Origin of the sequence: Pectobacterium fontis, from assembly GCF_000803215.1 — a bacterium.
In the GTDB taxonomy this organism is placed as follows: domain Bacteria; phylum Pseudomonadota; class Gammaproteobacteria; order Enterobacterales; family Enterobacteriaceae; genus Pectobacterium; species Pectobacterium fontis.
Genome location: NZ_JSXC01000014.1, coordinates 64,908 through 80,300, shown reverse-complemented (window position 1 = coordinate 80,300; position 15,393 = coordinate 64,908). Strand labels below are relative to the sequence as shown.

At 51.8% G+C, this 15,393-nt stretch carries 15 protein-coding genes; 5 read left to right on the top strand and 10 right to left on the bottom strand.

Translation table 11 applies throughout. The annotated features are described in order from the left end of the window. Positions 1-12: 12 nt before the first annotated feature. Positions 13-1,878 (top strand): 1-deoxy-D-xylulose-5-phosphate synthase, encoded by a 1,866-nt coding sequence (dxs, locus tag OI69_RS04845; RefSeq protein ID WP_039346794.1) that lies wholly within the window; start codon positions 13-15, stop codon positions 1,876-1,878. Between the two features lie 70 nt (positions 1,879-1,948). Here dxs and thiL read toward each other — a convergent pair whose 3' ends face one another. The 5 genes from thiL to nrdR form a co-directional block, all read right to left on the bottom strand. Continuing rightward, on the bottom strand, positions 1,949-2,929 hold the full coding sequence (gene thiL, locus OI69_RS04840) for a thiamine-phosphate kinase (RefSeq protein ID WP_039346792.1): 981 nt from the start codon (positions 2,927-2,929) through the stop codon (positions 1,949-1,951). Between the two features lie 68 nt (positions 2,930-2,997). Then, positions 2,998-3,417, bottom strand: coding sequence for a transcription antitermination factor NusB (nusB, locus tag OI69_RS04835; protein ID WP_039346790.1), 420 nt, complete (start codon positions 3,415-3,417; stop codon positions 2,998-3,000). A 24-nt stretch (positions 3,418-3,441) separates the two neighbouring features. Then, the gene (gene ribH, locus OI69_RS04830) at positions 3,442-3,918 is read right to left on the bottom strand and encodes a 6,7-dimethyl-8-ribityllumazine synthase (protein WP_039346788.1); all 477 of its coding nucleotides are present in this window, start codon (positions 3,916-3,918) and stop codon (positions 3,442-3,444) included. 110 nt (positions 3,919-4,028) lie between these two features. After that, entirely contained in the window at positions 4,029-5,180 is a 1,152-nt protein-coding gene (gene ribD, locus OI69_RS04825) for a bifunctional diaminohydroxyphosphoribosylaminopyrimidine deaminase/5-amino-6-(5-phosphoribosylamino)uracil reductase RibD (protein ID WP_039346786.1), read from the bottom strand. A gap of 35 nt (positions 5,181-5,215) precedes the next feature. After that, positions 5,216-5,665 (bottom strand): transcriptional regulator NrdR, encoded by a 450-nt coding sequence (nrdR, locus tag OI69_RS04820; RefSeq protein WP_039346784.1) that lies wholly within the window; start codon positions 5,663-5,665, stop codon positions 5,216-5,218. Between the two features lie 209 nt (positions 5,666-5,874). Here nrdR and OI69_RS04815 point away from each other — a divergent pair, with 209 nt between their 5' ends. Continuing rightward, a complete protein-coding gene (locus tag OI69_RS04815; RefSeq protein ID WP_039346783.1) occupies positions 5,875-6,444 on the top strand; it encodes a SadB/YajI family lipoprotein in 570 nt (189 codons plus the stop codon). Positions 6,445-6,513: 69 nt separating this feature from the next. On the opposite strand, the gene secF is transcribed toward OI69_RS04815, so the two are convergent. The 5 genes from secF to queA form a co-directional block, all read right to left on the bottom strand. Then, positions 6,514-7,425 (bottom strand): protein translocase subunit SecF, encoded by a 912-nt coding sequence (gene secF / locus OI69_RS04810; RefSeq protein ID WP_052198310.1) that lies wholly within the window; start codon positions 7,423-7,425, stop codon positions 6,514-6,516. Between the two features lie 73 nt (positions 7,426-7,498). Further along, positions 7,499-9,346: a protein translocase subunit SecD gene (gene secD, locus OI69_RS04805; protein ID WP_072034258.1), complete on the bottom strand. Its 1,848-nt coding sequence runs from the start codon at positions 9,344-9,346 to the stop codon at positions 7,499-7,501. Positions 9,347-9,373: 27 nt separating this feature from the next. Continuing rightward, positions 9,374-9,706: a preprotein translocase subunit YajC gene (gene yajC, locus OI69_RS04800; protein WP_012773703.1), complete on the bottom strand. Its 333-nt coding sequence runs from the start codon at positions 9,704-9,706 to the stop codon at positions 9,374-9,376. A 109-nt stretch (positions 9,707-9,815) separates the two neighbouring features. Further along, positions 9,816-10,961, bottom strand: a complete 1,146-nt coding sequence (gene tgt, locus OI69_RS04795) for a tRNA guanosine(34) transglycosylase Tgt (RefSeq protein ID WP_039346778.1) — start codon at positions 10,959-10,961, stop codon at positions 9,816-9,818. 97 nt (positions 10,962-11,058) lie between these two features. Beyond that, positions 11,059-12,126: a tRNA preQ1(34) S-adenosylmethionine ribosyltransferase-isomerase QueA gene (gene queA / locus OI69_RS04790; RefSeq protein ID WP_039346777.1), complete on the bottom strand. Its 1,068-nt coding sequence runs from the start codon at positions 12,124-12,126 to the stop codon at positions 11,059-11,061. A gap of 178 nt (positions 12,127-12,304) precedes the next feature. Here queA and OI69_RS04785 point away from each other — a divergent pair, with 178 nt between their 5' ends. The 3 genes from OI69_RS04785 to OI69_RS04775 all read left to right on the top strand — a co-directional run bounded on the left by OI69_RS04785 (position 12,305) and on the right by OI69_RS04775 (position 15,297). After that, positions 12,305-12,886, top strand: a complete 582-nt coding sequence (locus OI69_RS04785) for an acyl carrier protein phosphodiesterase (protein WP_039346775.1) — start codon at positions 12,305-12,307, stop codon at positions 12,884-12,886. A gap of 333 nt (positions 12,887-13,219) precedes the next feature. Then, positions 13,220-13,822: a peroxiredoxin C gene (locus tag OI69_RS04780; RefSeq protein WP_039346772.1), complete on the top strand. Its 603-nt coding sequence runs from the start codon at positions 13,220-13,222 to the stop codon at positions 13,820-13,822. A 200-nt stretch (positions 13,823-14,022) separates the two neighbouring features. After that, on the top strand, positions 14,023-15,297 hold the full coding sequence (locus tag OI69_RS04775; RefSeq protein WP_039346769.1) for a mechanosensitive ion channel family protein: 1,275 nt from the start codon (positions 14,023-14,025) through the stop codon (positions 15,295-15,297). Positions 15,298-15,393 lie beyond the last annotated feature (96 nt).

The window sequence follows — 15,393 nt, the reverse complement described above, 5'->3', positions numbered from 1 at the left end:
TAATGAGTCTCTATGAGTTTTGATACCGCGAAGTACCCTACATTGGCGTTAGTGGAAACACCGGATGAACTTCGACTGTTGCCGAAAGAAAGTCTGCCAAAGCTGTGCGATGAGCTACGCCAATATCTGCTGGACAGCGTTAGCCGTTCAAGCGGCCATTTCGCATCAGGGTTAGGAACGGTTGAATTAACGGTCGCGCTACATTACGTCTATAACACCCCTTTCGATCATCTGGTGTGGGATGTGGGTCATCAGGCTTATCCGCACAAGATCCTGACGGGGCGTCGCGATCGCATTTCAACCATCCGTCAAAAAGGGGGGTTGCACCCCTTTCCGTGGCGCGACGAAAGTGACTATGACGTATTAAGCGTCGGGCATTCATCCACCTCAATCAGTGCCGGGCTGGGTATGGCCGTCGCGGCCGAACGTGAAGGCAAAGGGCGTCGTACCGTTTGTGTCATCGGCGATGGTGCAATTACCGCAGGCATGGCCTTTGAGGCGATGAATCACGCAGGCGATATTAGATCCGATCTGCTGGTAGTACTGAATGACAACGAAATGTCGATTTCAGAAAATGTCGGCGCATTGAACAACCATCTGGCACAACTGCTATCCGGCAAGCTCTACGCCAGCCTGCGCGAAGGCGGTAAAAAGGTTTTATCCGGCCTGCCACCAATTAAAGAGCTAGTGAAGCGTACCGAAGAGCACCTTAAAGGCATGGTGGTGCCGGGTACACTATTTGAAGAACTGGGTTTTAATTATATTGGCCCGGTTGACGGCCATGACGTGCAGGCGCTGGCGCATACGTTGAAAAACATGCGCAACCTGAAAGGCCCGCAGCTTCTGCACATCATGACGAAAAAAGGCAAAGGTTACGCCCCTGCCGAGCAGGATCCGATTAGCTGGCATGCCGTACCAAAATTCGATCCTGCCAGCGGCACGTTGCCGAAAAGTAAAGAAGGTGCTCAACCCACCTATTCTAAAATCTTCGGTCAATGGCTACAGGAAACTGCCGCCAAAGACAGTAAGCTCATGGCGATCACGCCTGCCATGCGTGAAGGTTCCGGCATGGTGCAATTCTCCCGCGATTATCCGCAACAATATTTTGATGTCGCCATTGCCGAACAGCATGCCGTCACCTTTGCAGCCGGTCTGGCAGTTGGCGGTTATCATCCGGTTGTCGCGATTTACTCGACTTTCCTGCAACGTGCCTACGATCAGGTGATCCACGATGTGGCGATCCAGAATTTACCGGTTCTGTTTGCTATCGACCGCGGCGGTATCGTTGGCGCGGATGGGCAGACTCATCAGGGCGCGTTCGATCTCTCTTTCTTACGCTGTATCCCGAACATGATCATCATGACACCCAGCGATGAAAATGAGTGTCGCCAGATGCTGCACACGGGTTATCACTACCAGAAAGGCCCGACGGCGGTGCGCTATCCGCGAGGAAACGGGACGGGAACCGAACTGACGACACTCTCAGAACTGCCTATCGGGAAAGGCGTGGTGCGTCGTCAGGGCGAAACGATCGCGATTCTGAATTTCGGTACGCTATTGCCGGAAGCGATGGTCGCAGCAGAGAAATTAAACGCCACCGTCATCGATATGCGTTTTGTGAAACCACTGGATGAAGCATTGCTGGAAGAACTGGCACAATCCCATAGCACGTTTGTGACGCTGGAAGAAAATGCGGTCATGGGCGGTGCGGGAAGCGGCGTGAATGAATTCCTGATGGCGAAACGCCTTGTGGTTTCCGTGCTGAACATCGGATTACCGGACGTCTTTATCCCGCAAGGGTCACAGGAAGAAATCCGTGCCGATCTGGGTCTGGACGCCGCAGGCATTGAGCGCCGAATCACGCAGTGGATGGAATAAGTCACTAATGATAACCGGGGCTCATGGCCCCGGTGCAATAGCGTTAAAACCTTTCACGGTACTCGCAGAATCAGTTTTGCTCGCTAAAATGGTCATACCCTTTCCAGTTCAGCTCGGTCACTTTATTATCTCTGAAAAAGCGCAACCCTTCAGATGACGGCCCGATTTGCCCGATACAGGTATAATGAGCACCGAGATGCCCCAAAGCAAGTTCCAACGCACCACGGTTAATTTCCGGTACGGTAAAACACAACTCATAGTCTTCGCCGCCAGATAATGCCCAGCGCAACGCCTGCTCTTCGTTGGTACAACTCCGCAGCCAATCAGATTGTGGGATCGCGTCCAGATTAATACGTGCGCCGCACTCGCTGGCTTTCAATATATGCTGTAGATCGGAAATGAGACCGTCGGACAGATCGATAGCCGAACTGGCCAGATCGCGCAACGCCTGACCTTGCAGGATTCTGGGCTGGGGGCGGAGATGACGTTGAATCAATCCCTGCCGTGCCTGTTCATCATCAACGTGCAACGTATTCTGGAGGATAGCCAGACCCGCCTCGCTGTCGCCCAACGAGCCGGTAACATAAATCCAGTCACCTATTCTGGCTCCACGACGCGTTAATGCCCGGCCAGCAGGCACCAAACCGTGGATCGTCAGCGTCAGGCTTAACGGGCCACGCGTTGTATCCCCCCCGACCAACTGCATACCGTAATAATCAAGCAGGTCAAACAAGCTGTCGCTGTACGCAGACAGCCATTGGCTATTGCTTTGAGGTAGGGTAATGGCCAGAGACAGCCAGGCAGGATCGGCCCCCATGGCAGCCAAATCGCTTAAATTCACTGCCAGAGATTTGTAACCCAGATCGGCGGGATCGATATCAGGTAGGAAATGCACGCCAGATACCAGCGTGTCAGTACTCACCGCTAGCACCTGCTTGTCTGCCACCGTCAGTAATGCACAATCATCACCGATGCCTAACTCCACATCGCGACGTGAACTTCGGACCCGATTAAAATAGCGGGCAATAAGGTCAAACTCACCTTCAACCATAACCTTTCCAGCCAGCCTGTCATTTAAAAGCGATCAGGGCCGGATATCCGGCCCTGATTCGATTCATTTTACTTCTTGCCTTTCCGTACACTCGGAGCAGCTTTATCCAGCACGCCATTCACAAACTTATGGCTATCTTCGGCACCGAAAACTTTAGCCAGTTCGATGGCTTCGTTAATCGCCACCTTGTAAGGAACATCTTCGCGCTTGCTCAGCTCAAACATCGCCAAACGCAGAATCGCTTTTTCAACCTGTCCCAATTCCTCAAGTTGGCGAGACAGAAAAGGTGCCATCAGTTGATCAAGCTTCTCAGCCTGAGTGGCAACCCCCGCCAGCAATTCACGGAAATAGGTAATGTCGACATCTTTGACATCCTGCTCGCTCAGGAATTGGTGTTCAACATCGGCAATATCATTTTTAGATAACTGCCAGGAGTAAAGCGCTTGAACCGCACATTCACGAGCGCGGCGACGAGCAGCAGGTTTCACGGAATTCCCCTTACTTAATCAGGCTTACTTAATCGCTTTCAATACATTAATCATTTCTAGCGCGGTCAGGGCAGCTTCTGCGCCTTTGTTCCCCGCTTTCGTACCAGCACGCTCAATCGCCTGTTCGATGCTTTCCGTCGTCAGAACGCCGAAAGCCACAGGGATCTCGCTGTCCATCGCAACGGAGGACAGACCTGAGCTACATTCGCCAGCAACAAATTCAAAATGCGCTGTTCCACCACGGATGACCGTTCCCAGAGCAATCACGGCATCATATCCGCCATTTTTCGTGCTTTTGGTCAGCGCACGAACCGTCAAGGGCAGTTCGTAAGCCCCCGGCACCCAGACAACGGTGATGTTTTCGTCTTTAACCTGACCGATGCGTTTCAATGCATCAACCGCACCTTCCAGCAGGCTGTCATTAATAAAATGGTTAAAACGCGCAATCGCAATCGCCACACGGGCATCAGGAGTAGCAACAACACCTTCGATAACGTTCATAGCTTTCCTTGTATCTGGTCTTTATGGCCCGCAGGGGGGCGGATTCTATCATAATTTTTGGTGGCACGTATCCGGTTTTGTCGAACCTGCACCACGTATTTACATACACATCAGAATTTCGGTTTTAGGCGCAATCGCACATCCGGGCCAATCTGGCGAACCTCTGCGATGTCAAATTCCGGTGCCTGAGATAACTGCACCAATTCTGGCAAGAGACAGAGCGAACGGGCATTTTCACCCAGCAGTTTTGGCGCAAGATAAACGATAAGTTCATCAACAACGCCAGCATTCAGTAACGCCCCCGCCAGACTGGCTCCGGCTTCAACCCAGACAGTGTTAATCTGGCGTCTCCCCAGTATCATCATCAGCGCCACCAGATCGACGCCGCCATTGTGCTGCGGCAGCATCAGTTGTTCAACGCCTTGTGGCCACGCCTGTTCATCGGTCTGCACGCGTGCAAGCCAAGTCCCACCCGGTTGACGAATAATCCGATGTTGTGGCGTGACGCGCTGCTGGCTGTCCACAATCACTCGAACAGGCTGCCGGAGATCCGCTTCCGCATAGCGTTTCTGGACATCGGCATCCAACTCTGACCAACGAACGGTGAGAGAGGGATCGTCAGCTAACACCGTCGCACTGCTGCTCAGAATGGCTGCACTCTCCGCGCGAAAACGCTGCACATCCTGCCGCGCCTGCGGCGAGGTAATCCACTGGCTTTCTCCCGATGCCATCGCAGTACGCCCATCTAAAGACGCCGCCATTTTGAGTTGTACGTAAGGAAAGCCCGTCCTCATACGTTTCAGGAAGCCCACATTCACTTTCTCGGCTTCGGCCATCATCAAGCCATGGCTGACGGCGATCCCCGCTTGCTGTAAACGATGTAAACCACGACCTGCCACCTGCGGGTTCGGATCCTGCATCGCGGCAACCACACGCGAAACGCCAGCAGCAATCAATGCATCGGCGCAAGGTGGCGTTCTGCCGTGATGGCTGCACGGCTCCAGCGTAACATAGGCCGTCGCGCCACGCGCGCGCTCCCCCGCCATTCTCAGCGCATGAACCTCAGCGTGAGGCTCACCAGCGCGGAAGTGATAACCTTCTCCCACAATTTCGCCGTCACGCACAATCACGCATCCCACATTTGGGTTAGGTGACGTGGTAAAACGGCCACGACGCGCCAATTCTAACGCCCGCGCCATGTATAATTCATCCTGCACCAATTGGCCGTTTTCCTGTCGATCGTTTTCTTGAAAAACGCTCATTTCCGCACCTCTTATCTCTGTCGAATCGACACGGCTTAATCCTGCAAACGCGCAATCTCTTCGCCAAATTCGCGGATATCTTCAAAGCTGCGATACACTGATGCAAAACGGATATAAGCCACTTTATCCAGTTTCTTCAGTGCATCCATCACCAGATTGCCCACCATTTTGGTGGTCACCTCACGTTCTCCGGTCGCCCGCAGGTGAGATTTAATGTGATTGATCGCCATTTCGACGTCATCAGAACTCACCGGTCTTTTTTCCAACGCTTTCAGCATACCGCTGCGCAATTTATCTTCATTAAAAGGCTCGCGTACCTCATTGCTTTTAATGACTCGCGGCATCACCAGTTCAGCCACTTCAAACGTGGTGAAGCGTTCATGACAAACCAGACACTGCCGACGACGACGGACTTGCGAACCTTCGCCGACCAGACGGGAATCAATGACTTTGGTATCAACAGCGGAACAAAACGGGCAATGCATGATATGTCCTGACCAGTAATCCTTAACGTAGAGACAGTTTACCCTGAATTACCGGACTAACCAAAACTCCTGAACCAGGTTGCGAAGGGTTTCGCATCTCTTCAGGTAACCGGATGAAAAAAGTTGTCTCACCTATGACTTAGGCTTAATCACAGCTAAACTCAGCAGCAGGGATCAATGAATAAAACATCGAAAGGGGAGCCACTGATATGAGAACCCGATATCGCGTATTGACCTTCCTGCCAGCACTCCTCGTGCTCGCAGGGTGCGCCGAACAGCGCCAAATGCCAAAATTGCAGAATCAGATAGGTCAGCTAAATCAGCAGCTACAAACACTGACCGATCAGGCCGTAGCGTTGGAGCGACAGAACGCGTTGAATTCCCAATCCACCTCTGGCGTGTATTTATTGCCCGCGGCACAAACCAGCACCGTGCTGGAAAGCCGTATTGGCCGGCTCAGCGTCTCGTTACGTAATATCGAGACAGAAGCGAACGGCACCAGCGCGTTACTGCATATTCGCACACTTGATGCGAAAGGACTGCCAGCCTTTGGCGCGCAGCTTGACTGGGGACGCCTCGATCCCGTGAGCGGGCAGCCTTTGAACGGCGATACACAAACACAGTCTTTTGTCGTCACCCCCACGCTATTACCAAAAGCGGAGGCGATTATTGAATTGCGCCTGAGCGGCCTGCCGCCAGAAGAACTTGGTTTTGTCCGTTTGCATCAGGTTCAGGAAATACAGAGTCCTCCTCCTGTCGCCGCAACCGAGTCACCTTGATATATCCCAATGATAAAACGCAAAAAACCCTGCGGCAACGCAGGGTTTTTCATGTTTACAGTCGGCAGATTAAGGCAGGATTGACGGTTGATCCGCCCCTTCTTTTTCCACTTTCTGAACGATCAGGTGTTCACGCTTCATACCCAGTTTCAACGCCAGAGCAGAAGAAACATAGATGGAAGAGATCGTACCGATGATCACGCCAATAAACATCGTCAGCGAGAAGCCATGCAGTAACGCACCACCGAAGACCATGAGGATCACAATCATCGCCAGCGTGGTCGCTGAGGTGATGATGGTACGGTGCAGCGTTTGCGTCAGAGAAATGTTAGTAATTTCGTAAGGTGTCCCACGGCGAACCTTGCGGAAATTCTCACGAATACGGTCAGACACCACGATCTTATCGTTCAGTGAATAACCAATTACCGACATCAATGAAGCAATGATCGTTAGGTCAATCTCAACATGGAACAGAGACAGTAGACCCATCGTGATAATCACATCGTGCGCCAACGCCAATACGGCTCCCAACGCCAGACGCCATTCAAAACGAAAGCCGATGTAAATGAGAATAGCAATCAACGCAGAGAGCAGTGCCAATGCGCCAGCCTGTGCCAAATCGCTGCCCACGCTCGGCCCAACGAACTCAATACGTTTCACGGTCGCATGCTGCTGGAAGGTATCGTTCACCACCTTCAACACTTTGTTACCGAGCGCTTCGTTCTCACTGCCGGAAACCGGCGGCATACGCACCATGACGTCACGGCTGCTACCGAAATTCTGCACCTGAGGCTCAGAAAACCCGGCGGTTTCCAACGAGCTACGCATCACATCAAGATCGATCGGTTTCTCAAGGTTAATCTCAATGACCGTACCACCGGTAAAGTCGAGTCCCCAGTTGAAACCACGTACTCCCATAATCGCGATAGAGGCGATGATCAGCAGACTGGAAATGATAAATGCCAATTTATCCCAGCGCATGAAATCATAGACTTTACGCCCATGGTTTAGTTGTTCAATGTTGTATTCCTGTTCCTGTGCCACAACGCACTCCTCAGATAGACAGCTTGTTGATGCGTTTACCGCCGTAAAGCAGGTTAACGATGGCACGAGTACCGACGATCGCCGTAAACATTGAGGTAGCAATACCAATCGCGGTGGTAATCGCAAACCCTTTGATAGACCCCGTACCCACGGCATACAGGATGATGACTTTAATCAACGTCGTGACGTTCGCATCAACAATGGAACTGAATGCGCCTTTATAGCCCTCATGAATGGCCTGTTGCACGGAGCGACCATTACTGAGTTCTTCCTTGATACGTTCGTTAATGAGTACGTTAGCATCGACGGCAACCGCCAGCGTCAGCACGATACCCGCGATGCCCGGCATGGTAAGCGTAGCCCCTGGCAGCAGAGACATCACCCCAACAATCAACACCAGGTTAGCCACCAGAGCACTGGTCGCGATAATACCAAACTTCTTATAGAAGAAGACCATAAAGAGGATCGATGCGATCAAGCCCCACAAACAGGCTTCCAGCCCCTGCGTGATGTTTTGCATCCCCAGCGTAGGCCCAATGGTACGTTCTTCCACAATCTGGATTGGCGCAATCAGCGCACCCGCACGCAGCAGCAGAGAAAGCTGACGCGCTTCGTTCGGGTTATCAATACCGGTAATACGGAAGCTGTTACCTAGTCGCGACTGAATGGTCGCTACGTTGATCACTTCTTCGTGTTTTTCCAGCACTGAACGGCCTGTCGCATCTTTCTTACCGCTGTCTTTGTATTCTACAAACAGCGTCGCCATCAGCTTGCCGATACTATCTTTGGTGAAGTTGGACATGGTGTTGCCACCCGCGCTGTCCAGAGAAATATTCACCTGAGGCTGGTTGTATTCATCCGTACTTGATGTCGAATCGGTAATATGGTCGCCCGTCAGAATCACACGCTTGAACAGCACCACGGGTGAGCCGTCACGCATGTTCTTCACTTCAGAGTCACCCGGCACGCGACCGTTCGCCGCCGCGGTCGCATCCGTATTACTGTTGACCAGACGGAATTCCAGCGTAGCGGTTGCACCCAGAATTTCTTTCGCACGCGCCGTATCCTGAATACCCGGTAATTCAACAACGATACGGTCAGCACCCTGACGCTGCACCAGCGGCTCAGCAACACCCAGTTGGTTCACACGGTTACGCAGGATATTGATGTTCTGCTGTACGGCATATTCACGCGCTTCACGCAGACGCTCGTCAGACATTACTGCGCGTAGCAGGTTGCTGCCGCTACTGCTGAGAACCAAATTGCGGTGACGAGATGTCAGGTAGTTGATACCCTCATCACGCGTTTGCGCATCACGGAAACGAATTTCGACGCCGTAATTGTCAATCTTGCGCACCGCGGCATAAGGAATGTTCTTCTCACGCAGATCGCTGCGCAAAGAGTCCATAGTTTGTTCTTGCAGTTTACCCAGCGCCGTATCCATATCCACTTCCATCAGGAAGTGAACACCGCCGCGCAGGTCAAGCCCCAATTTCATCGGTTCAGCACCTAACAACCGTAGCCAGGTTGGCGTAGACGGCGCCAGGTTAAGTGCGACGACGAATTTTTCGCCCAGCTCATTTACGAGTGCTTCACGCGCGCGGAGCTGAATATCAGGGTTAGAGAAGCGAGCCAAAATTGCACCATTTTCTAATGCAATCGACTTACTGGTAATATTTTGTTCTTTTAAGACATTTTGGACTTGGATCAGCGTCGTTTCGCTGGCGGCGGTTCCCCGCGCGCCAGTAACTTGTACCGCCGGATCCTCACCATATAGGTTAGGAAGTGCATAGAGCAGGCCGACAAACAACACCACGACCAGCATCAGATACTTCCACAAAGGATAACGATTTAACACGGCAGTTCCCTTCGGGAAAATCGGAAATTACAGGGCTTTGATCGTGCCCTTCGGCAGCACGGCAGCCACGAAATCACGTTTGATAACCACTTCATTGGTTTCGTTCAACGCAATCGCAATATAGCCAGTTTCGGACACTTTAGTCACGCGACCAACCAGACCACCAGTCGTTAATACTTCATCACCCTTGCTGATAGAATCCATTAACTTCTTGTGTTCCTTGGCGCGTTTTTGCTGAGGACGCAGGATCATAAAGTAGAAAATCAGACCAAAAACGGCCAGCATAATAACCAGAGAGTACGGGCTTCCCTGAGCCGGAGCGCCGGTTGCAGCTACAGCATCGGAGATGAAAAGACTCATGTAAATATCCTCTTTTTTGTCAAAAGATAAGCTATCAAAAAGATAAATTATCAACCTTACAATCGTAAAAACGCTTCACAGCAAAATGCAATTCATCGCAAACGGGCTGTCAGTTGCTTGCAGCAACGTCTTTTTCAGCCAGCGGCGGAATGGGTTTGCCTATCCGTTGGTAAAAATCCACCACAAAGTGCTCTAATTTACCCTCTTCAATGGCCTGACGTAAACCCGCCATTAAACGCTGATAATAACGCAAATTATGAATGGTATTGAGTCGTGCTCCGAGTATTTCGTTGCAACGGTCAAGATGATGCAAGTAGGCACGGCTATAATTGCGACATGTGTAGCAATCACAGTGCTCATCTAGCGGGTTAATGTCATCCTTATGCTTCGCATTACGGATTTTCACCACCCCATCAGTCACGAAGAGATGCCCGTTACGTGCGTTACGCGTTGGCATAACACAGTCGAACATATCGACACCACGGCGTACGCCTTCGACCAGATCTTCCGGCTTGCCAACGCCCATCAAATAGCGCGGCTTATCTTCTGGAATCTGCGGGCAAACGTGCTCCAGAATACGGTGCATGTCTTCTTTCGGCTCGCCTACCGCTAAACCGCCCACAGCGTACCCATCAAAGCCAATGTCTACCAGCCCTTTTACGGATACATCACGTAAATCTTCGTAAACACTTCCCTGAATAATGCCGAATAGCGCATTTTTATTTTCCAGCTCATCAAAACGCTGGCGGCTGCGTTTCGCCCAGCGCAACGACATCTCCATTGAGCGCTTGGCGTAATCCCAGTCAGCAGGGTACGGCGTACATTCATCAAAGATCATCACGATATCTGAACCGAGATCGTGCTGAATCTCCATCGACTTTTCCGGGCTAAGGAAAATGGAATCCCCGTTGATCGGGTTACGGAAATGTACGCCCTGTTCGGTAATCTTACGAATATCGCCGAGGCTAAACACCTGAAAACCGCCGGAGTCCGTCAGAATCGGGCCGTGCCACTGCATGAAATCATGCAAATCGCCGTGCAGTTTCATGATTTCCTGACCGGGACGCAGCCACAGATGGAAAGTGTTGCCGAGCAGAATCTGCGCGCCCGTCTCTTTCACTTCTTCCGGCGTCATACCTTTCACCGTGCCATAAGTTCCCACGGGCATAAACGCCGGGGTTTCCACCACACCACGTTCAAAAATCAATCTGCCGCGTCGCGCACGACCGTCCGTTGTTTGTAATTCGTACTTCACTTCGCCTCCGGCATCAGAAAAACAGTCTGATGGTAATGGTGTGTTAATGCCTGACAGAGCGTGGTCTGTGGCATCGCTATTATGCGAAAAATAGGGGTTATCCCACTTTTTCCTGTTCGGCCATCGGGTTGTGCGTGATAAACATCGCATCGCCGTAGCTGAAAAAACGATACTGTTCTGCTACCGCCTGACGATAAGCAGACATCGTGTTCTGATAACCGGCAAACGCCGACACCAGCATGATGAGCGTCGATTCCGGCAAATGGAAATTAGTCACCAGCGCATCAATAATGCGGTAGTGATAACCGGGATAGATGAAAATTTTGGTATCGCCGAAGAACGGTTCGATTGGCGCGTTCTGGCTGGCTTGCGCGGCACTTTCCAGTGAACGTACCGAGGTGGTGCCAACAGCAATGACGCGATTCCCCCGCGCCTTGCATGCCAGTACGGCGTCAACGACATCCTGCGGCACTTCGGCGTACTCGGCATGCATGATGTGATCTTCAATCGTATCGACACGTACAGGCTGGAACGTTCCCGCCCCCACATGCAGCGTCACAAACGCCATTTCAATGCCCTTCTCGCGTAGCGCGGCCAGCATCGGCTCATCAAAATGCAAGCCCGCCGTCGGTGCCGCAACGGCACCCGGACGCTGACTATAGACCGTCTGATAAAGCTCGCGGTCGGCGTCTTCATCCGGTCTGTCGATATAAGGCGGCAACGGCATGTGACCGATATCATTCAGGATCGACAGAACATCGCGGGAATCATCAAAATGCAGTTCAAATAGTGCATCGTGGCGAGCCGCCATCGTGGCTTTGACGCTCTCATCATCACCCAGCAGCAGCGCGGTGCCCGGTTTCGGCGCTTTTGACGCCCGTACGTGCGCCAGCACCCGATGATCATCCAGCACGCGCTCAACCAAGACTTCCAGTTTGCCGCCGCTGGCTTTACGGCCAAACAGACGCGCCGGGATCACACGCGTGTTATTGAACACCAGCAGGTCGCCGGGATTCAGTTTATCCAGCAAATCGGTAAACACGCCGTGCGTCAGATTTCCCGTCGGCCCGTCCAGCGATAGCAGGCGACAACCACTGCGTTCCGCTTGTGGATAATGGGCAATCAATGATTCAGGAAGTTCAAACGAAAAATCGGTAACACGCATGGCAATTCACTTAGCTGTAATACATTAAAAATGGGCGGCCTAGTCTAGAGCCGCAAGCGCATGGCTGCAAGAAATAAGCACCACAGTGCGCGACACATCGCAATCACTGCGGTGAATGCTTATGTCGCCATAGTAAGAGAACCTGCACAATAAACGCAGAAGCGGATATACTGTCTCAATGAATTTTCTTGCCCACCTTCATCTGGCCACGCTGGCCGACAGCTCCCTATTAGGTAATCTGATGGCGGATTTCGTGCGCGGCAACCCACAGGACAGCTATGCTGACGAGGTCGTCGCAGGCATCCGTCTGCATCGTCGCGTTGATTCGCTCACCGACAGCCTGCCGGAAGTCAAACAGGCGCGTCAGTATTTCAGCGATGAATTCCGCCGCGTTGCGCCGATTACGCTGGATGTTCTATGGGATCACTATCTTGCGCGCCACTGGCTGGAACTGGTGCCGGATACGCCTTTGCAAACCTTTATCGACGGCGCACAGTCACAAATCGAACCGCATCTGGCGCAAACGCCTGAACGGTTTCAGAACCTGAATCGCTATCTGTGGCCGGAACGCTGGATGACGCGTTATGCGGAGTTGCCGTTTATCGCCGATGTGCTGCATAGAATGTCGATACGCCGCCCGAAACTGGCCGCACTGTCTGGCTCTTTTCAGGATATCGAACAGCACTATCACCAATTTGAAACCCTCTTCTGGCAGTTTTATCCACGGATGATGCAATTGGCGAAAGCGCAGCAGCTATAAGATCGCGATTTTGCCGTTTTTCTACGCGACGTATACCCTAAATAATTCGAGTTGCGTGAAGGCGGCAAGCGCACGAATCCCCAGGAGCTTACATGAGTAAGTGACTGGGGTGAGTAAGAGTAGCCAACGCACAAGCAGCTTGAAGTATGACGGGTATTGTCCTTTCCATCAAAAGGGTTAATCTACTTCCTTGAAAGGAAATAGCGATGAGTTCAATAGGTAGAAACTATCTCATTGATTGGTCTCTTTGCCTGTATTCACTCAGGTAAAATCCCTATACTGATCGCTTGTTTTTACATCCTCTATCATTCATCGCTATCTACAGGAGTAATTATGGTCCTGGTAACTCGTCAAGCCCCAGACTTCACCGCTGCTGCCGTTTTAGGCAGTGGCGAAATCGTCGAAAACTTCAACCTGAAGAAGCACATCAACGGTAAAGCTGCTGTGATCTTCTTTTGGCCGATGGACTTCACCTTCGTTTGTCCGTCAGAACTGATTGCTTTCGATCACCGCTATGCCGAATTCCAGAAACGCGGTGTAGAAGTGGTTGGCGTGTCCTTCGACTCCGAGTTCGTTCACAATGCATGGCGTAAAACCCCTGTGGACAAAGGCGGCATCGGCGAAGTGCAATACGCAATGGTTGCTGACATTAAGCGCGAAATCCAGAAGGCCTACGGCATTGAACACCCGGAAGCCGGTGTTGCACTGCGTGGTTCTTTCCTGATTGATAAAAACGGTGTGGTTCGCCACCAGGTCGTGAACGATCTGCCGCTAGGCCGTAACATCGATGAAATGCTGCGTACCGTTGACGCCCTGCAATTCCACGAAGAGCACGGCGAAGTGTGTCCGGCACAGTGGGAAAAAGGCAAGTCTGGTATGGGCGCGTCACCAGACGGCGTAGCGAAATACCTGTCTGAGAACGCAGACAAACTGTAATTTCCTGTCCAGCCTACTCGGCAAGAAATGACGAAGCCAGTTGCTATGCGACTGGCTTTTTCTTTGCCCGCGATTTCCCTCCATGCCCTTCCCAGCGAGATTCCAGATAATACAAAAGGTTGACTGAAGGCGTTAAATCCTTAGCCTTAACGTCATATCGTGTCGATGCACGGCAGATTCATCGGAATAAAGGAGAATGCATGCAACAAAATCTTGCGCTATGGCTGAGAGAAGCAGGAATACAACACGCCAGCATCCTTGCGTTACTGATTGTTCTTGGGCTGATATTACTCATTTCTGCCGTCATTCATTTGATTCTGCATCAAATTGTGCTGAAAAGAATGGTGCTGCGTTCACTCAATAAGCCGGGGAAAACGGAGGGACACGGATGGAAACAGGCGCTGACGCAACACAACTTGTTTAACCGGCTGGCCTTCTTACTACAAGGGGTCATCCTCAATATTCAGGTCTTTGTCTGGCTCCCCACCCAGAGTGAAACCCGTGAAGCGCTCATTATCTGCTCCCAGGTATGGATCATGATTTTTGCTCTGCTGTCGCTGTTCTCGCTGCTCGACGTTCTGCTCAACGTCTCCGCCCGAACTAAAGTCGCCGCACAGTTACCGTTACGCGGCATCTTCCAGAGTCTGAAACTGATCGCGACCATCGTCATCAGCATTATGGTGGTGTCACTGCTCATCGGGAAATCCCCGCTGATTCTAATCAGTGGGTTAGGTGCCATGGCTGCCGTGCTAATGTTGGTGTTCAAAGATCCCATTATGGGGCTGGTCGCGGGCATCCAGCTTTCCGCCAACGATATGCTCACGCTGGGAGACTGGCTGGAAATGCCCAAATACGGCGCTGACGGAGCCGTTATCGATATCGGATTGACGACCGTCAAGGTGAAAAATTGGGACAATACCGTCACCACCATTCCCACTTATGCGCTGGTGTCTGACTCCTTTAAAAACTGGCGTTCAATGTCGGAATCAGGGGGGCGGCGTATCAAGCGTAGTATCAATATCGATACCACCAGCGTACATTTCATGACGGAAGACGAACAGGTTCGACTGCTGCGCAGCAAACTCCTGTCGCCTTACATTCAAAACAAAAAAAGCGAGCTGGATCAGCATAATGCCCAGTCCGAATGCGATCTGACGTCGCCATTGAATGGCCGTCGTCTGACAAATTTGGGGACATTCCGCGCCTATCTTCAGGTTTATCTGCGTACGCATCCGGGGATTCATAAAGGGATGACGCTGATGGTGCGGCAGCTTGCGCCAACGTCAGAAGGGCTACCACTGGAGATTTATGCGTTTGCCAACACCACCGCTTGGGTCGATTACGAAAGTATTCAGTCTGACATTTTCGACCATATCTTTGCGATTCTGCCAGAGTTCGATCTGCGCGTTCATCAAACGCCAACCGGTTACGACATGCAGGTAATGGTGCAGCAAATGACGGCTTCGAAAGCGTAATATCGATTAAAAAGCGCTCCATTAAGAGTAATGCGATCGTTTAAGCATCGAGATACACGGGGCGACCACAGGGGTGAGGCGTTCCTGCGGAAACCT